This is a genomic window from Nocardia sp. NPDC058519 (assembly GCF_042719755.1).
Lineage (GTDB): Bacteria > Actinomycetota > Actinomycetes > Mycobacteriales > Mycobacteriaceae > Nocardia.
The window spans coordinates 116,573-138,361 of the sequence record NZ_JBHXNK010000010.1; the positions used below are offsets into that span (position 1 = coordinate 116,573).

At 67.9% G+C, this 21,789-nt stretch carries 22 protein-coding genes; 11 read left to right on the forward strand and 11 right to left on the reverse strand.

The annotated features are described in order from the left end of the window. Positions 1–582: a suppressor of fused domain protein gene (locus tag ACFWPK_RS14410; RefSeq protein WP_378915495.1), complete on the forward strand. Its 582-nt coding sequence runs from the start codon at positions 1–3 to the stop codon at positions 580–582. Here the strand turns inward: ACFWPK_RS14410 and ACFWPK_RS14415 are convergent. Continuing rightward, positions 579–1,664: a magnesium and cobalt transport protein CorA gene (locus ACFWPK_RS14415; protein WP_378915661.1), complete on the reverse strand. Its 1,086-nt coding sequence runs from the start codon at positions 1,662–1,664 to the stop codon at positions 579–581. The two genes, ACFWPK_RS14410 and ACFWPK_RS14415, sit on opposite strands and share 4 nt — an antisense overlap. A gap of 68 nt (positions 1,665–1,732) precedes the next feature. Here ACFWPK_RS14415 and ACFWPK_RS14420 point away from each other — a divergent pair, with 68 nt between their 5' ends. The 4 genes from ACFWPK_RS14420 (at position 1,733) to ACFWPK_RS14435 (ending at position 6,097) form a co-directional block, all read left to right on the forward strand. Then, a complete protein-coding gene (locus tag ACFWPK_RS14420; protein WP_378915497.1) occupies positions 1,733–2,587 on the forward strand; it encodes a PHP domain-containing protein in 855 nt (284 codons plus the stop codon). After that, positions 2,584–2,850 carry a hypothetical protein gene (locus ACFWPK_RS14425; RefSeq protein WP_378915499.1) on the forward strand — a complete coding sequence of 89 codons (267 nt, stop codon included), beginning with the start codon at positions 2,584–2,586 and terminating at the stop codon, positions 2,848–2,850. Before ACFWPK_RS14420 ends, ACFWPK_RS14425 begins: the two co-directional genes overlap by 4 nt. A 50-nt stretch (positions 2,851–2,900) precedes the next feature. Beyond that, positions 2,901–4,457 (forward strand): FAD-binding protein, encoded by a 1,557-nt coding sequence (locus tag ACFWPK_RS14430; RefSeq protein WP_378915501.1) that lies wholly within the window; start codon positions 2,901–2,903, stop codon positions 4,455–4,457. Positions 4,458–4,876: 419 nt separating this feature from the next. Continuing rightward, on the forward strand, positions 4,877–6,097 hold the full coding sequence (locus ACFWPK_RS14435) for an NADP-dependent malic enzyme (RefSeq protein ID WP_378915503.1): 1,221 nt from the start codon (positions 4,877–4,879) through the stop codon (positions 6,095–6,097). A gap of 71 nt (positions 6,098–6,168) precedes the next feature. Here ACFWPK_RS14435 and ACFWPK_RS14440 read toward each other — a convergent pair whose 3' ends face one another. The 4 genes from ACFWPK_RS14440 to ACFWPK_RS14455 are packed head-to-tail and all read right to left on the reverse strand — an operon-like array spanning position 6,169 to position 9,635. Beyond that, positions 6,169–6,873: an ABC transporter permease gene (locus ACFWPK_RS14440; protein ID WP_378915505.1), complete on the reverse strand. Its 705-nt coding sequence runs from the start codon at positions 6,871–6,873 to the stop codon at positions 6,169–6,171. Further along, positions 6,870–7,529 carry an ABC transporter permease gene (locus ACFWPK_RS14445; RefSeq protein WP_378915507.1) on the reverse strand — a complete coding sequence of 220 codons (660 nt, stop codon included), beginning with the start codon at positions 7,527–7,529 and terminating at the stop codon, positions 6,870–6,872. Before ACFWPK_RS14445 ends, ACFWPK_RS14440 begins: the two co-directional genes overlap by 4 nt. Continuing rightward, positions 7,526–8,674 carry an ABC transporter ATP-binding protein gene (locus tag ACFWPK_RS14450; RefSeq protein WP_378915508.1) on the reverse strand — a complete coding sequence of 383 codons (1,149 nt, stop codon included), beginning with the start codon at positions 8,672–8,674 and terminating at the stop codon, positions 7,526–7,528. The genes ACFWPK_RS14445 and ACFWPK_RS14450 overlap by 4 nt, the downstream gene beginning before the upstream one ends. Positions 8,675–8,702: 28 nt before the next feature. After that, positions 8,703–9,635: an ABC transporter substrate-binding protein gene (locus ACFWPK_RS14455; RefSeq protein WP_378915663.1), complete on the reverse strand. Its 933-nt coding sequence runs from the start codon at positions 9,633–9,635 to the stop codon at positions 8,703–8,705. A gap of 199 nt (positions 9,636–9,834) precedes the next feature. Between ACFWPK_RS14455 and ACFWPK_RS14460 the strand changes: the two genes are divergently transcribed. Beyond that, positions 9,835–10,443, forward strand: a complete 609-nt coding sequence (locus tag ACFWPK_RS14460; RefSeq protein WP_378915510.1) for a hypothetical protein — start codon at positions 9,835–9,837, stop codon at positions 10,441–10,443. A 28-nt stretch (positions 10,444–10,471) separates the two neighbouring features. Here the strand turns inward: ACFWPK_RS14460 and ACFWPK_RS14465 are convergent, their stop codons facing one another. Beyond that, complete coding sequence (locus ACFWPK_RS14465) at positions 10,472–11,155, reverse strand: DUF4328 domain-containing protein (protein WP_378915512.1); 684 nt, start codon at positions 11,153–11,155, stop codon at positions 10,472–10,474. A gap of 220 nt (positions 11,156–11,375) precedes the next feature. Here ACFWPK_RS14465 and ACFWPK_RS14470 point away from each other — a divergent pair, with 220 nt between their 5' ends. Beyond that, positions 11,376–12,548 carry an alpha/beta hydrolase family protein gene (locus tag ACFWPK_RS14470; RefSeq protein WP_378915514.1) on the forward strand — a complete coding sequence of 391 codons (1,173 nt, stop codon included), beginning with the start codon at positions 11,376–11,378 and terminating at the stop codon, positions 12,546–12,548. Between the two features lie 27 nt (positions 12,549–12,575). On the opposite strand, the gene ACFWPK_RS14475 is transcribed toward ACFWPK_RS14470, so the two are convergent. Further along, entirely contained in the window at positions 12,576–12,926 is a 351-nt protein-coding gene (locus ACFWPK_RS14475; RefSeq protein ID WP_378915516.1) for a hypothetical protein, read from the reverse strand. A gap of 155 nt (positions 12,927–13,081) precedes the next feature. Between ACFWPK_RS14475 and ACFWPK_RS14480 the strand changes: the two genes are divergently transcribed. Then, on the forward strand, positions 13,082–13,738 hold the full coding sequence (locus ACFWPK_RS14480) for a PadR family transcriptional regulator (RefSeq protein WP_378915518.1): 657 nt from the start codon (positions 13,082–13,084) through the stop codon (positions 13,736–13,738). A 28-nt stretch (positions 13,739–13,766) separates the two neighbouring features. Next, positions 13,767–15,239 carry a DHA2 family efflux MFS transporter permease subunit gene (locus ACFWPK_RS14485; protein ID WP_378915520.1) on the forward strand — a complete coding sequence of 491 codons (1,473 nt, stop codon included), beginning with the start codon at positions 13,767–13,769 and terminating at the stop codon, positions 15,237–15,239. 53 nt (positions 15,240–15,292) lie between these two features. Here ACFWPK_RS14485 and ACFWPK_RS14490 read toward each other — a convergent pair whose 3' ends face one another. Further along, entirely contained in the window at positions 15,293–15,916 is a 624-nt protein-coding gene (locus tag ACFWPK_RS14490; protein ID WP_378915522.1) for a Uma2 family endonuclease, read from the reverse strand. Between the two features lie 93 nt (positions 15,917–16,009). Beyond that, positions 16,010–17,539, reverse strand: coding sequence for a molybdopterin-dependent oxidoreductase (locus ACFWPK_RS14495; protein WP_378915523.1), 1,530 nt, complete (start codon positions 17,537–17,539; stop codon positions 16,010–16,012). A 126-nt stretch (positions 17,540–17,665) separates the two neighbouring features. Between ACFWPK_RS14495 and ACFWPK_RS14500 the strand changes: the two genes are divergently transcribed. Further along, positions 17,666–18,088, forward strand: coding sequence for a hypothetical protein (locus ACFWPK_RS14500; protein ID WP_378915525.1), 423 nt, complete (start codon positions 17,666–17,668; stop codon positions 18,086–18,088). A gap of 95 nt (positions 18,089–18,183) precedes the next feature. After that, positions 18,184–18,894, forward strand: a complete 711-nt coding sequence (locus tag ACFWPK_RS14505) for a cutinase family protein (RefSeq protein ID WP_378915527.1) — start codon at positions 18,184–18,186, stop codon at positions 18,892–18,894. A gap of 51 nt (positions 18,895–18,945) precedes the next feature. On the opposite strand, the gene ACFWPK_RS14510 is transcribed toward ACFWPK_RS14505, so the two are convergent. After that, positions 18,946–20,742 (reverse strand): AMP-dependent synthetase/ligase, encoded by a 1,797-nt coding sequence (locus tag ACFWPK_RS14510; protein WP_378915529.1) that lies wholly within the window; start codon positions 20,740–20,742, stop codon positions 18,946–18,948. A 92-nt stretch (positions 20,743–20,834) separates the two neighbouring features. Continuing rightward, entirely contained in the window at positions 20,835–21,788 is a 954-nt protein-coding gene (locus ACFWPK_RS14515) for an alpha/beta hydrolase (RefSeq protein WP_378915531.1), read from the reverse strand. Position 21,789: the final 1 nt, after the last annotated feature.

The following is a 21,789-nucleotide window of genomic DNA, read 5'->3' on the forward strand; positions in this document are numbered from 1 at the left end:
ATGGATGTAGAGAACACGGTCCGCACCGCGGTGCTGGATCACTTCGAAGTCGAGCGCGCACAGGTCGACTCGGCCTCGGTGACCTTCCTCGGGCTCGAACCCGTGGAGATCCTGCGTATTCCGGGCGACGGCGCGGTCCACTACGCGACGCTGGGCGGTTCACGTCATCCGATGGGTGATCCGACCGATCTGCTGGCCGATCCGGTGCGCGGACCGCGCGCCGAACTGATCCTGACGCTGTTGATGAGCGCCGACCCGCAGGTCGGGGTGGCCAAGTCCCTCGGTGTCCTGGTCGCCTCGCCGTCGGTGGAAGGTGTTGTGCTGCAAGCCGACGCGCTACTCGATCTCGGCGAACCGCTGTGGCGCAACGCGAAGTTCACCGCGGTGGTACTAGGCGAGAGCGACATCCCCGCGATCCCGCTGCCCGATCCCGCCGACCCGGTGCGCTACCTCACTGTCACCCCGGTCACCGCGACCGAGGCCGCCTGGGTGCGGGTCCGCGGTGCGCAGGCGCTACGCGACGCGTGGGCCGAGGCCGGCATCGACGTGCGTGACCCCGAACGTGGCGCGGTGAACCTCTAGAGCCACTTGTTTCGGCGGAAACTGCGGAACAACAGCGCGCACAGCCCTCCCATGAGCATCAGCACGGCGGGATAGGCCCACACCTGGTGCAGCTCCCACATGTGGTCGAAGTTCATGCCGTAGACGCCCGCGATCATCGTCGGCACCGCCGCCATCGCGGCGTAGGCCGAGATCTTGCGCATGTCGGTGTTCTGCTGGACGCTGATCTTGGCCAGGGCCGCGTTGACCAGCGCGTTGAGCGATTCGTCGAAGTAGGTGATGTGCTCGGAGACGCTGGTGTGGTGATCGGCGACGTCGCGCAGGTAGCGACGAATCTCCTTGGGTAGCGGCAGCTCCTGGTTGTGGACCAGTTGCTGCAGCGGCAAGCCGAGTGGCCCGACGGCCCGCCGCAGTTCGACGACTTCACGTTTGAGCTGATAGATCGCCCCGATGCCGATCTTCGACGTGGGCGTGAACACGGCCTCTTCCATCTCGTCGATGTCCTCTTCCACCGATTCCGACACCTCGACGTAGGAGTCGACCACGTGGTCGGCCACCGCGTGCAGCACCGCGCACGGACCCAGCCTCAGCTGATCGGGATTGCCCTCGAGTTCCCGGCGCACCCCCGCGAGGCCGGTGTGTTCGCCGTGGCGCACGGTGATCGCGAAATGCGGGCCGGTGAAGACCATGATGTCGCCGGTCTCGACGATCTCGCTGATGGCGTGGATATCGTGCTCGACGTAGCTGACGGTGCGCATGACCAGGAACAGGGTGTTGTCGTAGCGCTCCAGCTTGGGGCGCTGGCGGCCCTGCACGGCGTCTTCCACCGCGAGCGGGTGCAGGTCGAAGATCCGGGCGATCTCGTTCATCTGCGACTCGTCGGGATCGTGCAGGCCCACCCAGACGAAGCCGGATTCGGTCTTGCTCGCCTCGCCCAATGCCTGCTGCGGGGTGAAATGTCCCGGCGTGCGTACGCCGTCGACGTAGACGCCGCAGTCGACGATGGCGCGCGCGGTCGGCACCGGGATCCGCGGTCGCGGATGCGTGGCCCGGCCCGGGCCACGAAACGACGGCATCGGCGGTAGGGAGGGCACCAGCGCGATCCTACGGCCACCACCCGTCTCGGCGGACGAGCGCGCGCAGGCCGAGACCGCACTGTAAGACTGAGGGTGTGCGCATCGACCTGCATACCCATTCCACCGCCTCCGACGGCACCGATACCCCGGCCGAACTGGTGCGGCATGCCGCGGCGGCCGGTCTCGACGTCGTCGCGATCACCGACCACGACACCACCGCCGGCTGGGCCGAGGCAGAGGCCGCCCGCCCGCCCGGGCTCACGTTGGTGCGTGGCATGGAGATGTCGTGCACGGGCATGGGGGAGGACGGACACCCGGTGCCGGTGCACCTGCTGGCGTATCTGTTCGACCCCACCGACCGTGGGTTCGCCACCGAACGTGAGCGGTTGCGCGGCGAGCGGGTGGCCAGGGTGCGGGCGATGGCCGACAAGATGGCGGCCGACGGACTGCCGATCGATCCCGACGCGGTGATGGCGAGCGCCGGTCCCGCCGTCGGCAGGCCGCATCTGGCGCAGGCGCTGGTCGCGGCCGGAGTCGTCGAGAGCGTGAACGCCGCGTTCACCGAGCTACTGGCCCCGCACGGGCCGTACTACGCCGAGAAGGCCGACACCCCGCTGACCCGGGCGGTGCAGTTGATCGCGGCCGCCGGCGGGGTCAGTGTGATCGCCCATGCCCGCGCGCGCACGCGGGGCAGGCTGCTCGCGCTCGACGAGATCAGGGCGCTGGCCGAGCTCGGCCTCGGCGGGCTCGAGATCGACCACCCGGATCACAACGCCGCCGATCGCCTTGTGCTGACCGGACTCTCGCGGGAATTGGGTCTGGTCCGAACCGGCTCGTCGGACTATCACGGCAGCAACAAGACCATCGAGATCGGCGCGTGCGCCACCGATCCCGAGCAGTACGAAGCGCTCATCGACAAGGCGAGCGGGACGCCGGTGATCGCCCCGTGACGCTGGTGCGCACGGTCAGCGGCGTCGTCGCGGGCGGGGTGCTCGTGCTGTTGTGCGTGGTCATCGGCGCGGCCGTGATCGGCGCGCGCCGCGACTTTCCCGGGCCGGGCGCCGAATCGCTGACTTGGCATTTCGTGGCCGCTGTGGTGGTGGTCGTGACCCAGGGCTTCGCCGATCGGCGTCGCGGGATGCCGGCATTGCTGGGATCCGCGGCGGTCTTGGTCACGGCCGGCGTATTGCTTTGGACACAATGGTGGGGTTGACGGACGCGTAATGGTTGCGGGCGGGTGAACTGTGCCCGAATATTTCTCTTGTGACCAGCATCGAAACGGACGTCTTGATCCTCGGCGGTGGACCCGCCGGGCTCTGGGCCGCCGTCGCTGCCGCGGCGACGGGTGCGCGGGTGGTTCTGGTCGACAAGAGCCGCTGCGGTTCCAGCGGTCCCACCGTGTACGGCACCACCGTGCTCTGGGACATTCCGCCCGGTCCCGGCCGTGCCGAGGCGGTCGAGAAGGTGTTCGTGGCCGGCGGCGGTCTCGGTGACCGGGCCTGGCTGCACCGCGTCGTCGACGAGACCCACCGGCGATTGCAGACCTGGTCGGGCACCCGCCACCGCGTGCCCGACCCGAACGGCGACCCGGCCCACGTGCACTTCGACGGCGCGAGCTATCTGCGCAGACTTCGTCGCGGCGCGCTGGAGGCGGGCGTGCGCATCCTCGATCATCATCCGGCGCTGCAACTGCTCGTCGATCCGGCGGGCACGGTGGTCGGGGCCGCCGGGGTTCAGCGCCACAACAAGTTTCGGCCGTGGGCCATCCGGGCGGGCGCGGTCGTGGTCGCCACCGGTGGCTGTGCCTTCCTGTCCGGCGGTGCGGGCACCGAGGTGAGCACCGGCGAGGGCCTGCTGATGGCGGCCGAGGCCGGTGCCGAACTGTGCGGGATGGAATTCTCCAGCGCCTACGGACTGGCACCGGTGCTCTCCCGAGTACATCCGCATCCGGCGGTCGCGCCCGGTCTGTCGGTGCATTTCGCGGCCCTCTACGACGAAGCGGGCGCCGAACTGCCCGACCGGTATCCGGCGGCGCTCACCGCCATCGCCGACGGCAGGCGGGTCTTCGCCGCCCTGAACGAGGTGCCCGACACCGTCCGGCACTGGCTGAGCAGACACGGCGCGGTCGATGCCACGGGACGGGTTCCCGTCCGGGCGGTGCTGGAGGGAACCATCCGTGGCGCGGGCGGACTCGCTCTCGCCGACACCGATTGCTCGACGACGATCCGTGGCCTGTTCGGTGCGGGCGATGTGACGGGCAGACAGGTGGTCACCGGGGCGGCGGGCGCCGCAGGCGGTCTCAACGGTGCGTGGGCACTGGCCTCTGGCACCTGGGCGGGGCAGGGTGCCGCCGCGTTCGCGGTCGCCAACGAACGGGCCAGCAGCGCGCGCCCCGTGCCCGGCGCGGGCCTAGGCCCCCATGCCCACATCGATCCGCGTTCGGTGGTCGGCCTGGTGCAGGAACACACGCTGCCGCTGCGCCGCAGCTACCGGCGCAGCGCGGGCAGCCTCGCCGACAGCATCGCCGAACTGGACGCCATGTGGCCCGGCGCCCAGTTCGAACTCGGCGGCCTCGGCGTCGGGCAGCTGCGCGCACGCCAGGCGGCTGCCCTGCTCGCGGTCGCCCGGTGGGCGGGCTACAGCGCGCTCGTGCGTGCCGAGAGCCGCGGTATCCACCGGCGCATCGACCATCCCGACGCGCGCCCGGACTGGCTGGTCCGGCTGCGCTGTGGTGGGCTCGACGACGTGTGGGTGCGTCGCGAGGAATGGCCGGACCCACTCGGCGGCGAGCTCACCGCGGCCACCCCCGCCACGGTGTGAAAGTTCACCGGATGTTCCCGCTGCGCTGCGAGTTTTCGCTTACGCCACGGCAATTCGACACGGCTACGCTCGACACATGACGCGGTTTGGCAATCGACGCACCATGCTGGCAGAATGTTGCGGATTCCCTTCCCTTGCCACCGCCGGGATCGGGGACATCGGCGACCTTCCGCCGTGCGACGCACCGTCGCAGCGTCGGTCGACCCTGCTCGCCCGGACACACCCGTCCGGTTCCGCTCGGCGGATCAGTGCCGCGCCACGCGTACCGGTAGCCACCGCGAAACGCGTGCGGTCGCGCACCCGAAGAGCGTTGTAGCGATCCAGCGCCGTAGAAATCCGGCGCCCCAGAAATTCGTAGTTCCGATATACCCGGCGGTAACCGTCCCCCGGTTGAGCCCGACTCGAGCAGGAGTGAAATCGTGTCACCTGTGACTGACGCACCGAATGCCACCGCGGCGCCCAAGGCCGATGACGCAGCGAGCCTCGCTGCCATCACCAACGACGAGATCTTCGCGGGCCACCTCGGCGGCAAGCTGTCGGTCGAGCTGAGCGCCCCCCTCGAGACCCAGCGCGATCTGTCCATCGCCTACACCCCCGGTGTCGCCCAGGTCAGCCGTGCGATCGCCGAGGACGCCGCGCTCACCAAGACCTACACCTGGACCGACCGCCTCGTGGTCGTGGTCAGCGACGGCACCGCCGTGCTCGGCCTCGGCGACATCGGCCCGCGCGCCTCGCTGCCCGTGATGGAGGGCAAGGCCGCGCTGTTCAAGAAGTTCGCGGGCCTGAACTCGATCCCGCTGGTGCTCGACACCACCGACCCCGACGAGATCGTCCAGACGCTGATCCACCTGCGTCCGAGCTTCGGCGCGGTGAACCTGGAAGACATCTCCGCCCCCCGCTGCTTCGAGATCGAGCGCCGCGTCATCGAGGCGCTCGACTGCCCGGTCATGCACGACGACCAGCACGGCACCGCCATCGTGGTGCTGGCCGCCCTCAAGGGCGCGGCCGCGGTGCAGGGCCGTGACATGTCGGCGCTCAAGGTCGTCGTCTCCGGTGCCGGTGCGGCCGGTGTGGCCTGTGCGAACATCCTGATCGCCGCCGGTGTCCCCGACGTGGTCGCGCTCGACTCCAAGGGCATCGTCAGCGCCGGTCGCGACGGCCTCAACGGTGTGAAGGCCGACCTGGCCGCCCGCTCCAACCCGCGTGGCCTGACCGGTGGCCCGGCCGACGCGCTGGCCGGTGCCGATGTGTTCCTCGGCCTGTCCGCGGGCACCATCCCCGAGGAGCTCATCGCCTCGATGGCGCCGGAGGCGATCGTGTTCGCCATGTCCAACCCGGATCCGGAGATCCACCCCGACGTGGCCGCCAAGTACGTGGCGATCGTGGCGACGGGCCGCAGCGACTTCCCGAACCAGATCAACAATGTGCTCGCCTTCCCCGGCGTGTTCAAGGGTGCGCTCGATGCCGGTGCCCGCCGGATCACCGAGGGCATGAAGGTCGCCGCCGCGAACGCCATCTTCGGTGTCGTCGCCGACGAGCTCGCCGTCGACAAGATCATCCCGAGCCCGCTCGACCCGCGCGTCGCTCCGGCTGTGGCCGAGGCCGTCGCGGAAGCCGCGCGCGCCGAGGGTGTCGCCTAGTAATTCTCCGCTAACAGCGCCTCGTTCCCATCGGAACGGGGCGCTGTCGCGTTGCCGACCACCCGCAGGCGTTACTCGGTGACGACCGATATTCGGGGGTCGGCCTCCGCGCGCGTGAGGCGGCCGGTGCCCGGCGTGCCCGCCCACACCGCCACCGCGAGCAGCCCATCGAGCACCAGCGCCAGCACCGCGACCAGCAGCGCACCGACCAGCACCAGGTCGTATCGGTAGAGCCCGATCCCGTCGAAGATGTAGCGGCCGAGCCCACCGAGGTTGACGTAGGCCGCGATGGTCGCCGTGGCGACAACCTGCAAAGTGGCGCTGCGCAAGCCGCCGAGCAGCACCGGCAGCGCATTGGGCACCTCGACCCGGAACAGGATCTGGCTCTCGGTCATCCCCATCGCCCGCGACGCGTCGACCACATCGGCGGGTACATTCGCGATCCCGGCGTACGCGCCCGCCAGCAGCGGCGGGATGCCGACGGTGATCAGGGCCAGCAGCGGCGGGATCAGCCCGAGCCCGAGTCCGAGCACCAGAAAGGTGAGCAGCCCCAGCGTCGGCAGCGCCCGCATGGCGTTGGCGAAGCCGACCATCACCGCGCTGCCGCGGCGCGTGTGCCCGATGAGCAGCCCGAGCGGCACCGCGATCACCGCCGACGACGCCACCGCCAGGAAGCTGTACCAGAGATGTTGCAGCAGCCGATGTTCGATGCCGGTGGGACCACCCCAGTTGGCACCGTCGCTGAGGTAGTTCCAGGCTTCGACGAACAGGTTCACGACCGCGCCCCCTTCACCCGCGCGTCGGCACGGGTCCACGGGGTCGCGAGGGTGCCGAGCAGGAACACCAGTCGATCGAAGATCAGCGCCAGCACCAGGGTGACGATGATGCCCGCGATGATCTGGTCGGGATAATCACGCTGATAGCCCTGGGTGAACAGCTTCCCGAGCCCGCCGACTCCGATCAGCGCGCCGACCGACACCATCGCGATATTGGTGACCACCACCACGCGCAGCGAGGCGGTGAAAACCGGCAGCGCCAGCGGCATGTCGACGGTGACGGTACGTCGTAACCGCCCGAATCCGACCGCGTCGGCGGCATCGATCACGCCGGCCGGCACCGTATCCAGCGCCATCGGCACCGCGGTCAGCAGCAGCGCGGTCGAATACACGGTGAGCGCGATGATCACATTGAGTGGGTCGATCATCGAGATGCCGATCAGCGGCGGAATGATCACGAACAGCGCGAGCGACGGAATGGTGTAGGCCAGGCTCGACATCGTGGTGGTGATCCGCCGGGCCCAGCGGTTTCCGCGCGCCAGCGCACCGACCGGGACCGCGATCACCAGGCCGAGCAGCAGAGGAACCAGCGCGAGCACCAGGTGGGTGCGGGTGATCGCCATGATGTCGGCGAAATTGTCGATCAGATATCTCACGACGCGCCCTGGACGAAGAACTCCTGATTGCGTTCGGCGTCTTCGGTTGCCCGCTGTGCGGCGAGTTGGGTCAGCACGTCGGTGGCGAGCAGTCCGCCGCGCACGGCACCCGCCTCGTCGACGGCGACACCGACGCCAGAGGGTGAGGAGATGGCCGCGTCCAGTGCCTGCCGGAGGTCGCCGTCCGGGGTGAACAGCGAACCACCGGCGGAAACGCTGGAGTCCAAGGGTTTTCCCGCACGCACCCGCTCCACGCCGGTGACGTCGATCCAGCCGCCCGGCTTGCCGAGGGTGTCGACGACCAGCGCCCATTCGCCTTGGGCGAGCCGCAATCCGGCGATGTCGTCCGGCTCGATCGTCCGAATCGGTGCCAGCGCAACAGCTTCGGCACTACGGAACGACAGCCCTCGATAGCCGCGATCCCTTCCGACGAACCCGGCGACGAAATCCGTTGCGGGCTGGGCCAGTACGTGTTCCGGGGTGTCGTATTGCTGCAACACCCCGCCGCGCCCGAACACCGCGATCTTGTCGCCGAGGGTGATCGCCTCGTCGATATCGTGGGTCACGAACACGATCGTCTTGTTCAGCTCCGCTTGCAGCCGCTGCATCTCCGATTGCAGTTCGGCGCGCACCACCGGGTCGACCGCGCTGAACGGCTCGTCCATCAGCAGCACGGGCGGGTCCGCGGCCAGCGCCCGCGCCACCCCGACCCGCTGCTGCTGACCACCCGAGAGTTGCGCCGGATACCGCTGCGCCAGACCGCGATCCAGCCCGACCCGGTCCATGACCTCCAGCGCGGCCGCGCGGGCGGCCTTGCGTGATTGCCCGAGCAGGATCGGCACGGTCGCCACATTGTCGACCACCTTGCGGTTGGGCAGCAGCCCGCCGCTCTGGATCACGTAGCCGATGCCCAGGCGCAGTTTCACCGGATCGACCGTGGCGATGTCGCGTCCGTCGATGGTGATGGTGCCCGCGGTGGGGTCGACCATCCGATTGATCATCCGCATCGAGGTGGTCTTGCCGCAGCCGGACGGCCCGACGAACACGGTGAACGATCCCGAGTCGATGTGCAGGTTCAGATCGCGCACCGCGTGTGTGCCGTTCGGATAGGTCTTGTCGATACCGCGGAATACGATGTCGGACACTGTGTTTCTCCTCGAGGCGGAGGTACGCCTAACCGATGGGGGAGTTCAAACCCTGCGCGGTGATCCAGGCGAGCGCGGCGGCCTTCGGTTCGATCTTGCTCTCGCCCGAGACGGCTGTGTTCAGCGAGATCAGTTCGGTGGTGGTCAGTTTGGCCGATACCGCGTCGAGCACGGCGACGGCCTTGTCGGTCTTCTTCGCGGCGTTGAACAGCGGCACCACGTTCTGCGCCGCGAAATTGTGTTCGGGATCGGCGAGCACGACCAGGTCGTTCTGGGCGATCGCCGGCGAGGTGGTGAAGATGTCGGCCGCGTTCACCTGGCCCTCGACCAGCGCGCGCACCGTCGCGGGGCCACCGCCGTCGGCGATCGGCACGAAATCGGCGTCGCTGATATCGAGGCCGTAGGTCTTCTTCAACCCGGGCAGACCGCCGGGGCGCTGCGCGAATTCGGCCATGCCGCCGAACTTCACCTCGGCCGAGTGCGGCGCGAGATCGGCGATGGTCTTCAAGCCCCATTTGTCGGCCGTCGCGCGGGTGACGACCACCGCGTCGGAATCCTCGCCGGGGGCGGGTGTCGCGATGGCGAGATCGTCGCCGAGTGCCTTGGCGAGTGCGGCGTTCACCTCGGGCGCGGCGGTGGCCGTGGCGTCTTTGTCGAGGTATTGCAGCAGGTTGCCGGTGTATTCCGGGATCAGCGAGATCGCGCATTGGCGCAGCGCGGGAATGTAGGCCTCGCGAGAGCCGATATCGAACTTGGTGTCGACCTTGAAGCCGTTGATCCGCAGCACCTCGGTGTAGATGTTGGCCACGGTCTCGGACTCGGGGAAGTTGGCCGACCCGACGATCAACGCGTCGCTCGCGCAATCACCCTTGGCGGCAAGCGGATCGCTGTTGCCACAGGCGGCGACGATCATGGCGGCGGCCAGCGCCACCGCGGCAACCAGTACCCGGCCCGCCCGCACGGCGAGGCGGCGTGCCGGTCGACGTTGTCCTGGTGAGGAGGAGGCGAAGGCTGTTTTCACTGGTGTCCTTCCGGCAAAGGCGGGCAGTGCGCTGTGCGTGCGACCCGGGGGCCACAGGTACATTCTGGTAGTTCATACTGCCCGCCGTCGGGCCGAATTGCGCGGGTTGACGGCAAATACAGAAAGTTGGTGTCGCCGGATGCACTCGGTCGCCGTGCGTCGATCCGCCGCCGCGATCCTGGTCGCAGCCTGCGCTTTCACCACCATTTCCTGTGCCTCCGACGACGCGAAGACGGTGGTCGCGGTCGGCGCGGATTCGTCGACGGAATCGGTTCTGCTCGCCGAGATCTATTCCCAAGCACTGGAACGCGCGGGCACCGAATCCACTGTCGTCACCGGATTGACGACCCCCCTCGCCGATCTCGACGCAGGCCGCATCGCGGTCCTGCCCGCCCGCAACGGCGCCCTCCTCGACCGCTGGAACCCGACCTCGCCCGCGCGTAAACCCGACGCGGTCGCCGCCGCGGTCAACGCCGCACTCCCACAAGGCCTTTCGGTGACCGACGCCGCGGACGGCACCGATCTGCGCCCCCGCGACGCCCTTCCCGACCCCGACTACACCCTCCGCGCCCAGAACGTCCTCGCCCTCTACCGCACCGGCATCTTCGACCGCCGAGAGCTGAAAAAGCTCAACTACGTAGCAGGCGAACTGACCACCGAGGGCCTGATGGAGTCGATCAACCAGATCGAAACCGGCACCCGCCCCGCCGACGCGGCCAGATCCTGGCTGGACGCCCACAGCCTGTAGGTCGGGCCCCCACAGAACACGCGGCAGGTCAGGAAGCAGTGCTGGACCAAGCGGCCTGGGCTCGGCCGATCCGCAGGATGACCGCGATCAGGCACGCCGCGGCGACGGTGAACAGCAGTGCCGACGCCGACCGGCTCGCACTGAAGATGAACAGGCCGTCGACTTCGGAGTCGCGCATTGTCTGAATGGTGTCGTGGTCGTCGGGCATGCGGAGCGAGACGACGCCTGCCCAGAAGGCGATCCAGGCGAGGACCCAGGTGAGCCACCAGGTCGCGATCAGTCCCTGGCTGCGGCGCCGCGGTGCCGACGCTGTGTCGACATCGTGGACGAACAGAGCGGGGAACCACAGCGAGACGATCGGAACCACCCAACCCCAGAACGCCCACGGGCGCGACAGATGGTGCGCGGCCGGGGCGAAATTGTCGGCGTTGGCCCGCGCACGCGACAGCCAGACGGTCACGACGATCCAAGCCACCAGCATCGCCAGGAACGACGTCAGCCACAGGGCCACCTCGATCGGGAACAGCGTGTCGCGCGCCCAGTTGTAGTCGGCGCTACCGATATCACCGTCGTAGCGTGCCGCGACAATTCGGTAACCGATCCACCGCAGAACCACGGCAGCCCACTGGACGACGACCACGATTGCCGCGAGCGCCACGAAGGCCGAACCCAGCCCCCGTACAGCACGGAAATTCCCGGCATGATGCTGCATTGTCTTGCTCCCCTCCAACATTCGCCTCTGACGGTAGCCGACTCGAGCATGTCGGGCAGGCCGTTGTTCGATGAGAACGGTCGTCCTGTCTCAGCGGATCCGGCCAGGAGCCGACGCGGCTAGGCTGACCGGCCGAAGGGTAGCGAGTTCAACGCTTGGGGAGTGAATAGCTGTGTGGACGAAAATATTTCGATGCATTCCGGTTCTGGCTCTACTGACATTGACCACGGTCGACGTCGTAGCACACGCCGAACCAGAACTGCCGCAACAGGACTCGGTGGTCGTGTCACTGCCGGAACCCTCTGGTTCGGAGGCGATCGGTGTGGTGGATCTGCGCTTGGTCGATACCTCGCGGCCCGATCCGTACAAGCCGACTGTGCCGCGCGAATTGATGGTCAGCGTCTGGTATCCCGCCGCCGATGTGACGGGAGCGCCCGCGCGGCCTTGGCTTTCTCCCGGTCTCACCCGCATCTATGCCGAGAGTCTTGCTCAGATCGGTGCGGCGTCGACGGAACGATTGACGGTCGCGCCCAGCCACGGTCACCTCGGCGCGCCCGCGGAGACCTCGCGTGGGCCTCGGCCGGTAGTTGTGTTCTCGCCGGGTCTCGGGATGCCGCGTGAGCTGAGTACAGCTCACGCCGAAGACCTCGCCAGCCACGGTTTCGTCGTAGTGACCCTGAGCCACACCTACGAATCATTGGCGACGGAATTCCCCGACGGGCGGATCGAACGCAGCGTGCTGCCGCCGACCACCGATCCCGGCGAAGTCGAGGCTCAGGGCACCAAGGCGACAGCGACGCGGGTAGCCGACACACGGTTCGTGCTCGACAGGCTCGCCGACATCACCGCGGGGAACAACCCGGATGCCGACCAGCACCCGCTCCCCGCGAACCTCGCCCGCGTGCTCGACGTATCGAAGGTGGGGATGTTCGGACATTCCCTCGGCGGCGCCACCGCGGCGCAAGCGATGCACGACGACCGCCGGATTGCCGCAGCGGCCAACCTCGATGGGCGCCTCTGGGGCTCGGTCGTCACCGACGGGCTGGACCGTCCCTTCCTGCTCATCAGCCGCGAGGGCCGCAACCGTGACAACGTCGCGAGCTGGAATCAGTTGTGGGCCACCAGCCACGGCCCGAAACTGAATTTCCAGCTCAACGGCGCACAACATCTGTCGTTCTGCGACACCCCGCTGATCGCCGCTCCACTTGTCGCCGCGGGCCTCGTCCCCGCCGCAGCCGCGTCACGGACGGTCGGCACCATCGATCCGCACAAGTCGCTCGACGTGCAACTCGACTACCTGCGCGGCTTCTTCGATACGACGCTGGGCCGATACGACGATCTCGCCCAGCTGCCTGCCACGTTGCTGAACCCGGAGATGGTGCTGGTCCCGTAGTCCTGGCAGGCAGGTCTTTCGGCGACCTCAGCGGGTCGGGGTGATGCGGATTTCGATGCCCTTCAGGGTGGCGTCTTCGATAGGAACGTCGGCGTTCGAGGGGATCGAGCACAGCATGTTGACGCCGCCTCGTGCGACGTCGATGGTCGCGGGAGTGAGGTCCTCGTTGTTGTTGCGGCGATCCTGGATGAATTTCGTGATCGTCAGACGCTGGTCGTCCGCGTCCTGATCGAGGTAGTCGCGGCAGGGGGTGGCGCCGCCGCGGTTGAGTGCTCGTTCCAGGTCGCCGCAGCTGGTGGTTGTGATGGCGACAGCCAGCAACGCGGTGGCTGCGGACCGGAATCGAAGTGCCCCCACGGTGATCCCCCAGATCGTCATGTTCGACTGCCGTAAGTCTACGGCGGTTCTGGCGGCATCGGCTGGTTTCAGCCTTGCCATGCTATGTTCCACTCCGTATATTCCTACTGGAATATTTGGTCTGGAACACAGAGCTGAGTGGAGGTGGCGGGGTGGGGCAGCCTGGGCGGAACGCGATGACGCCGTTGGCTATCGCGGTGCTCGCGTTGCTCGATGAGCGGCCGATGCATCCGTACGAGATGTATCAGCTGTTGATCGCTCGGCGGGAGGATCTGCTGGTCAAGGTGCGGCCGGGGTCGCTGTATCACGCGGTGTCCCGGCTGGCCGACGACGAGATGGTGGCGGCGGAAGGGGTCGGCCGGGCCGGGAATCGGCCCGAGCGGACCACCTATCGGATCACCGATTCCGGACGTACCGCGCTGCGGGGGCGGATCGCCGAGCTGCTGCGTACGCCGGTGCAGGAGTATCCGATTTTCCGGGTGGCATTGGCCGAGGCGCACACCCTCCCGCAAGAACAGGTCGTCGCGCTGCTCGATGAGCGTGTGGAATACCTGAGCCAGTCGCGGACCGACATGGACGTGCTGCTCGACTGGACGCGCAGCCGCGCCGTCCCGCGCCGCTATTACGTTGTCCTGGAATACATTCGCGCCAATATCCACGCCGAACTCACGTGGATCGAAGGCTTCGCCGCCGAACTCGGCAGCGGTGCCGTGCCATGGGAGCAATTCGACCCCGTCACCGGCGAACGGATCACCGACGATCACGCCAACGAATGGCCGGATGGGGATCACCCCGACGCCGCGCCCAGACCCCGCTGGGCTGCCCGAAGCTGAATCCCTCCCCCCGATTGGAACGAATTCGATGACCACCCAACGTAATCCGTGGCTAGCGCTCTTCGCGCTGGTGGTCGGGTTCTTCATGATCCTGTTGGATATGACGATCGTGGCGGTCGCCAATCCGGCCATCATGACCGAGCTCAGCACCGATATCTCCAACGTCATCTGGGTGACCAGCGCCTATCTGCTCACCTACGCGGTGCCGCTGCTTGTCACCGGCCGTCTGGGGGACAAATTCGGGCCGAAGAACATCTACCTGATCGGCCTGGCGATCTTCACCGCCGCCTCGCTGTGGTGCGGTCTGTCCGGCAGCATCGGCATGCTGATCGCCGCCCGCGCCGCCCAGGGCATCGGCGCCGCGCTGATGACGCCGCAGACGATGGCCGTGATCACCCGCACCTTCCCGCCGGACAAGCGCGGTGCCGCGATGGGCCTGTGGGGCGGCGTCGCGGGGCTGGCGACGCTGATCGGCCCCATCCTCGGTGGCGTGCTGGTCGACAACCTGGGCTGGGAGTGGATCTTCTTCGTCAATGTGCCGGTCGGCATCATCGCGTTCGGGCTGGCCGTGTGGCTGGTGCCCGCGCTGCCGACCAGCGACCACAAGTTCGACATCGTCGGCGTGATCCTCAGCGGAGTCGGCATGCTCGCACTGGTTTTCGGTATCCAGGAGGGCAATTCGCAGGACTGGTCGTTGCGGATCTGGCTGCTGATCGGCTTCGGTGTGGTGATGCTGGTCGTGTTCGTGATCAACCAGGCGCGCAACTCCGGCGAACCGCTGGTGCCGCTGAGCCTGTTCCGCGACCGCAATTTCGCGCTGTCGAACCTGGCGATCGCCGCGATGGGCGCCGCGGTTACCTCGATGATGGTGCCCACGTATTTCTATCTGCAGTCGGTGCGCGAGATGACGCCGACGGTCTCGGCGCTGGTCTTCGCGCCGATGGCGATCATCACCGGTTTCGCCGCGCCGTTCATCGGCAAGATCTCGGACCGGATGCCACCGCGCCTGCTGCCGACCATCGGTTTCACCCTGTTCGCCGGTTCGGTCTTCATCTTCGGCGTGCTCATGACGCCGGATTCGTCGATCATCTGGTTCCTGATCGCCGCCGGTGTCGCCGGTCTGGCCAACGCGTGCATCTGGGCGCCGCTGGCCACGACCGCCACCCACAACCTGCCGGTCGCCCAGGCCGGTGCGGGCGCCGGTGTCTACAACACCACCCGCCAGGTCGGCTCGGTTCTCGGTAGTGCCGCGATCAGCGCCCTGATCGCCGCCCGCCTGACCGCCAACGGTCTCGGCGGTGGCGGCCCGGTCGGGGAGGGCGCGGCCACCGGCCCGCTCCCGCCCCAGATCGTCGACGAATTCAGCACCTCGCTGGCCCAGTCGATGATCCTGCCCGCAGCGATCCTGCTGATCGGCGTCGTCGCCTCGGCACTGTTCGTCGGCCACGGAAAGTCCGGCGCAGGCAGGTCCGACCGCGCGAAAGCAGATGCATCGGTCTGATCGCGAAGTACGTCTGCCCGTTGCGCACCCATGTGTGCGACGGGCAGACGGGCTCACAGAACCAGGTCGCTCAACCGCTTCCAGTCGATCTGGCAGCGGACCGGCGCGTCGATGACCGACTCGCCGCCCGACGGCTGCAACTCGAGGTGCGGGATGTACTGACCGAGTACGTGATCGAGGACGAAGATCTTGATCATGCTGACGCTGTTGTCGGCTACCCACACCAGCCAGTACCAGGGGATTCCCGCCAGTGCATATTCGGTCTTCTTGTCGGCGATGTCGACCATTTCGGTGCCGGGCGAGACCACTTCGATCGCGATCTTCACCAGCGATGCGGGGAGTGGGCGCAAGTCGTTCGGGGCGCAGTCGAACAATGCGACATCTGGACGCCGGATCGTGGCTCGCGGAAACTCCCACAGCACCACGTCGAAGTCCGTATCCACGTCCAGGCATCCGCCGTACTGGTTGACGTGGCCGAGCGCTGCGGCTTCCACCAGATCTGCCAGGCGTCGCGCGGCTTTCTGGTGTGCGCGGTTCGGTGGTTCAGCCCGCACGATGTCACCGTTGACTACCTCGACCTGGCGGCAGTAGTCCTCGGGCAGCTTGCGCCAGATCTCCAGGGTCACCGGCTCCGGCTGCAAGTTGTCGCTGGTCGCCCAGTCGAAGATGGCGGACACGTGCGCTCCTAAGTTGTGCGGATTCGTGCCCGAACACGCACCATCTTGCCAGCAACTGGCAGCCTCTTCGGGCATCTTCTCGTGCGACGACAGCTATTGCACCTGGATGGTGAGGGTGGGGTAGCCGGTGGCACCGTCGGGGACGACGTCTTGTTCGACGGCGGTTTGGGGTAGGCCGGTGTTGTCGGTAGCGCGGGCGCGCAGGGTGTGCTGGCCGGGGGTGGCGTCCCAGTCGTAGACCCATTGGCGCCAGGTGTCGGTGGTGACTTCGGTGGACAGGCGGGCGGGGCGCCAGTCGCCGTTGTCGACCTGGACCTCGACGCCGGTGACGCCACGATGCTGGGCCCAGGCGACACCGGCGATCGCGGTGCGGCCCTGCGGGATCCGGCCGCGGCCGCGCGGGGTGTCGATGCGGGTGCCGGTCTTGATCGGGCCCTGCGCCGACCAGCCGCGGCGGGTCCAGTAGGCGGTGGCCTTGTCGAAGCGGGTCACCTCGAGTTCGGTGACCCATTTGGTGGCGGAGACGTATCCGTAGAGGCCGGGGACGACCAGCCGTGCGGGATAGCCGTGCTGGACGGGCAGTGGTTCGCCGTTCATGCCGATGGCGAGGATCGCGTCGCGGCCGTCGGTGAGCACAGACAGTGGGCTGCCCGCGGTCCAGCCGTCCTTGCTGTGGGACAGCACCATGTCGGCATCGGGGAGCGGGCCTGCTTCGGCGAGGAGTTCGTCGAGACGGTAGCCGAGCCAGCGGGCGTTCCCGATCAGGTCGCCGTTGATCGGGTTGGAGACGCAGGCCAGCGTCACCAGGTGCTCCACCGGAGTGCGGCGCAGCAGATCGTCCCAGCTGAGCTGGATTTCGCGTTCGACCATGCCGTGGATGCGCAGGGACCAGGAGTCTGTGGACACCTGGGGAACGATCAGCGCGGTGTCGATGCGGTAGAAGTCGCTGTTGGGGGTGATGTACGAGGTGAGCCCGGGTAGCCGCAGATCGGCGTCCGGCGGAAGGTCCGGCAACGGTGTTGCGGCCCTTGGCAATTCGACGGTCTCGCGCTCGGCTGTCACATCGTGGCGGGTACCGCCGAGCAGTCGGCCCGCGAGCCCGGCGCCGAGAGCGAGCAACCCGGTCGCCGCGAGTCCACCGAGCACGCGCCGCCGCCCGGCTCCCGCGATCGTCGCATCGGTGCGGGACCGAGCTTCATCGGGTGCGTCGTCGATCCGCCTGGTCAGCCCACGCAATGCGAGAATTCCGGCGGCGGTACCGATCAGTGCGGGCAGCGCGCCGGCGAACCCGCCAACTCTGCCGGCGCCGATGACAGCGGCGATCACCCCGAAAACCGCGAACGCGACCGACCCGATCGGCCGGGCCGTCCGTTCCGAGATCCCGGCGAGCCCCGCGACGACGACCGCGACAATGCCCATGCACACGAACAGCACGGCCTTGTCGTTCGTCCCGAAGGTCGAGATCGCCCACTCCCTGATCCCGTCGGGCGTGTGGTCGACAACCGTCGCCCCGAGTGCGTACGCGGGCGCACTACCGGCCCCGGTGAACACCGCGACCAGCTCCGCCACGCCGAGTACCAGCGCAGCGGCCACGATCCCGGCCACTGCCCGCAAGAACGCCATGGATCGAGCCTACGTCGCGGACCGGATCGCACCGGTGACCATTTCGTGACGGCCGAACGCCTGCCGAATGCGCCCGCCGAAAACTACACTGCGTAGTAGAAATGATCCCGCCCGGTAGGAGACCTCATGACCGAGACAACACCGGACTCGACCCTGCGCGCCACCGCGGCGGTCTTCGCCGTCGCACTCGTGGTCCACGGCGCCGACCATCTACGCCGTGGCATGGACGCCACCTCCCAACTCGTGAACGCCCTCGGCACCCTGCAACTACTCTTCGCGCTGCTCACCGTGGTCCTGGTGTTCCGGGGCCACTCGGCGGCCCCGCGCGCCGCGGTGTTCATCGGTTTCGCGAGCGCCGCCGGCTTCACGATCGTGCACCTGCTCCCGGACTGGTTCGGCCCACTCAGCGACAGCTTCATCAACGCCCCGCCGAGCGCCGGCGTCACCGGATTCTCCTGGTTCGCAGCGTTATTCGAGATAGCAGCCGACCTCGCGATCGCTGTCGCGGGCCTGCGCGTACTGCGATCCGTGCAGGTGAGTCCGGCCTGACAGCGCCAGGCGAATGCGCACCCACCCTTGCGGCGGCGGCGCGTCGCCGGGACCGGAGACGATGGTGAATGCTCGCGGTCGGTAGTCTGCGCGGCATGACAGCACGTTCCTTCTCGCGATTCGTGTCTGCAGTCTTCTTGGCAGCCGCGATTCCCCTGGTATCGCCCATCCAATCCGCTACCGCCGCGCCCTGTTCCGATATCGAGGTGGTCTTCGCTCGCGGGACCGCCGAGCCGGGTGGCGAACTCGGTCTGACCGGTATCTCCTTCGTCGAAGCGCTGCGGGCGAACGCGGGCGGGCGCTCGGTCGGCTCGTACGGCGTCGACTACCCGGCCAGCAGCGACTTCACCGACCGGCTCGCCTTCGCGCACACCGTCGTGCGGGGGATCAGCGATGCCCAGCGCCGCGTCGAATACATCGCGGCGAACTGCCCCAACTCCCGGATCGTCCTCGGCGGGTACTCCCAGGGCGCGGCCCTGGCCGGGTTCGCGACCGGTGCCGATGTGCCGGAGGGCGTGCCGCCGGAGTACGAGACGTACCTGCCAGAGCCGATGGCGGCCGAGGTGGCCGAGCATGTCGCGGCGGTCGCGCTGTTCGGCAAACCGTCGGACCGGTTCATGCGCGACGCGGACGCGCCCGCGGTCTCGATCGGCGCGCTCTACCAGGACAAGACCATCGACCTGTGTATCGAATCGGACAACATCTGCGACGGTTCCCCACTCGCCCAACCCAATGCCCTGCACACCCTCTACGGCATCAACGGAATGACCGTCACCGCGGCACAATTCGCGGCGCAACGGTTCTAGACAGCCGAAAGGCCGGTTGCGGGAGCGCAACCGGCCTTTCGTATGCGAGGGTCAGGAGTAGATCTTGTCTACTTCGCCCGCGTACTGCTTCATGACGACGGCGCGCTTGAGCGACATCTTCGGGGTGAGCTCGCCACCCTCCTGGGTCCAGTCGACCGGGAGGATGCGGATCTTCTTGATCGCCTCGGCCTTGGAGACCTTGCTGTTGGTCTCGTCGATCGCGGCCTGCACCTCGGCCACCAGCGTCGGGTTCTCGATCAGGGTCTCGATCGCGGTGTCGGCGGCGACGCCGTTGCGATCCTTCCAGCCCGGCAGGGCCTCCGGGTCGAGGGTGATCAGCGCGCCGATGAAGGGCTGGCCGTCGCCGACGACCATGACCTGGCTGATCAGCGGGTGCGCGCGCAGGGAGTCCTCGAGGATCGCGGGGGAGACGTTCTTGCCGCCCGCGGTGACCAGGATTTCCTTCTTGCGGCCGGTGATGGTGACGAAGCCGTCGTCGTCGATGGCACCGAGGTCGCCGGTCTTGAACCAGCCGTCGACGAAGGATTCCTCGGTGGCCTCGGCGTTGCCCCAGTAACCGTCGAACACGACCGAGCCCTTGAGCAGCAGCTCGCCGTCTTCGGCGATCTTGGCCGCATGGCCCTGGATCGGGCGACCGACCGAGCCGACCCGGATGAACGCGGGGGTGTTCACGGTGAACGCGGCGGTGGTCTCGGTCAGGCCGTAGCCCTCGTAGATCGTCACGCCCGCGCCACGGAAGAAGTGGCCGAGGCGCGCGCCCAGCGGGCCACCACCGGAGACGGCCGCCAGGCACTGGCCACCGAGGGCCGCGCGCAGCTTGCTGTAGACCAGCTTGTCGAAGACGAAGTGCTTGAGCTTGAGCAGCAGGTCGGGGCCGCCCTTGGTCTGGAGCGCCGTGCTGTAGGCGATGGCGGTCTCCGCGGCCGCGTCGAAGATCTTGCCCTTGCCGCCGTCGTGCGCCTTCTGCTTGGCGGAGTTGAACACCTTCTCGAACACGCGCGGCACCGAGAGGATGAAGTCCGGCTTGAAGTCGCCGAACTGCTCGACCAGGGTGGTCCAGTCCGAGCTGTGGCGGATGGTCACCTTGGAATCGAAGGAGATCAGTGCGACCGCGCGGGCGAACACGTGCGCCAGCGGCAGGAACAGCAGCGTCTTCTGGCCCTCGGTGACGAAGGCGGACAGCTCGATACCGCCGGAGCGGGACTCGGCGTAGAGATTCGCGTGGGTCAATTGCACGCCCTTGGGCTTGCCGGTCGTGCCCGAGGTGTAGATCAGGGTCGCGGGGGAGGCCGCGCCGACCTGCTTGCGACGTTCGTGCACGACGGAGTCGTCCAGCTCGGCGCCGCGCTCGATGAGCGTGTCGATGGCGCCCTTGTCGATCTGCAGGGTCTCGGCCAGCGCGGGCAGCGAACCGGCTTCGATCTCCTCGATCGTGGCGCGGTGCTTGTCGTTCTCGACGACCAGCAGCTTGGTCTCGGAGTCCTGCAGGATCCACTTGGCCTGCTCGGCGGCCGAGCTGTCGTAGATCGCGACGGTCACGCCACCGGCGGCCCAGATCGCGAAGTCCAGCAGCGACCACTCGTAGCGGGTGGCCGCCATGATCGCGACGCGGTCGCCCAGCCCGATGCCTGCGGCGATCAGGCCCTTGGCGACGCCGATGACGGCTTTCTCGAACTGTGCCGCCGTGACGTCGTTCCAGCCGCCGCTGCCGTTCGGGACGTTGAACAAGACCGTGTTCGGCGTCTCCTGCGCGAAGCGGAAGACGTTGTCGGAATTGTTCGCATCGTCCGGGATGGTGTAGGAAGCCGGAACTTCGAACTCTCGCATCTGTGCCCTTCCAGTGGGTTCTACTCGCCAGTAATCTACGACACGTTCGGCCGGGTCGCGATATCGCCGCCCGAATTGGTCGTCACCAGGCTTTATCGTAAATCGTCTATCGATACCGGCTGAATTGCTTCTCGCAGGAATTCTGCGAGTTCGCTGAGGGCCAGCGCTGCCTCGGTGACCAGCGCGGCCTGCAGTTGCGCGACATGCCAGAGGCCGCGGGTTTCGGTGAAGCGGACGTGCACGCCCGCTCCACGCAAGGCTGAGACAAGCTTGCGACACTGGTCGTGCAGGAGTTCGCTCACATCGACCTGCACATAGGTGGGCGGCAGGCCGATCAGGTTTCCCGACAGCGGGGCGTAACCCGCTTCGGTTGCGGCGGCGTCGCCGAGGTAGTAGGCGGCGCACGCCCGCGACCACGCCCGGTTGATCACCAGGTCGCGGTCCTTGCTCGGCACCTCGGTGGGATCCACCCAGGGTGCGATGAGGCCGAGTGCGGCGGGCGTCAGCTGATGCCGCTCGATCAGCCGCTGGGCCAGCGCCATCGCCAGGCCGCCGCCCGCCGAATCACCGGCAAGGCAGATCTGCTCGGGCCGGTAGCCGACGTTGCCCACCAGGTCGAGGAACGCGGCCTCGGCGTCGTCGAGCCCGGCCGGGAACGGGTGCTCGGGCGCCAGCCGGTAGTCCAGCGAATACACCGCGCAGGAGGTCTCGCGCGCGAGCCCGGCAACCAGCGAACGGTGCGTGCCGATCGATCCGACCACGTAGCCGCCGCCGTGCAGGTACAAGATCGCGCCCGCGGCACGTTCCGGCGGGACCGCCCTGGTACGCGAACCCGGAATGGCGGTCTCGGCGATCACGCGCTCGGCCGGGCGTCCACCCAGCTGCAGATGCTGCACCACAGAACCGTCGGGCACCGGCTGCAGCCGCGAGACCGCGTCGAGCAGCACGCGCTGCACCACGACCGGTAGCCGCGCGTTCAGTGTCACCCGGAACACCGGGTCGAGCACTATGCGGGCGATCGGCAGCGGAATCTTGAACTCGCGCATG

Excerpts from the sequence above, each read along its gene's own strand:
- ACFWPK_RS14410 (WP_378915495.1), top strand. The coding sequence starts at position 1 with ATGGATGTAGAGAACACGGTCCGCACCGCGGTGCTGGATCACTTCGAA.
- ACFWPK_RS14460 (WP_378915510.1), top strand. The coding sequence starts at position 9,835 with ATGCACTCGGTCGCCGTGCGTCGATCCGCCGCCGCGATCCTGGTCGCA.
- ACFWPK_RS14465 (WP_378915512.1), bottom strand. The coding sequence starts at position 11,155 with ATGCAGCATCATGCCGGGAATTTCCGTGCTGTACGGGGGCTGGGTTCG.
- ACFWPK_RS14475 (WP_378915516.1), bottom strand. The coding sequence starts at position 12,926 with ATGACGATCTGGGGGATCACCGTGGGGGCACTTCGATTCCGGTCCGCA.
- ACFWPK_RS14480 (WP_378915518.1), top strand. The coding sequence starts at position 13,082 with ATGACGCCGTTGGCTATCGCGGTGCTCGCGTTGCTCGATGAGCGGCCG.
- ACFWPK_RS14485 (WP_378915520.1), top strand. The coding sequence starts at position 13,767 with ATGACCACCCAACGTAATCCGTGGCTAGCGCTCTTCGCGCTGGTGGTC.
- ACFWPK_RS14495 (WP_378915523.1), bottom strand. The coding sequence starts at position 17,539 with ATGGCGTTCTTGCGGGCAGTGGCCGGGATCGTGGCCGCTGCGCTGGTA.
- ACFWPK_RS14500 (WP_378915525.1), top strand. The coding sequence starts at position 17,666 with ATGACCGAGACAACACCGGACTCGACCCTGCGCGCCACCGCGGCGGTC.
- ACFWPK_RS14505 (WP_378915527.1), top strand. The coding sequence starts at position 18,184 with ATGACAGCACGTTCCTTCTCGCGATTCGTGTCTGCAGTCTTCTTGGCA.
- ACFWPK_RS14510 (WP_378915529.1), bottom strand. The coding sequence starts at position 20,742 with ATGCGAGAGTTCGAAGTTCCGGCTTCCTACACCATCCCGGACGATGCG.
- ACFWPK_RS14515 (WP_378915531.1), bottom strand. The coding sequence starts at position 21,788 with ATGCGCGAGTTCAAGATTCCGCTGCCGATCGCCCGCATAGTGCTCGAC.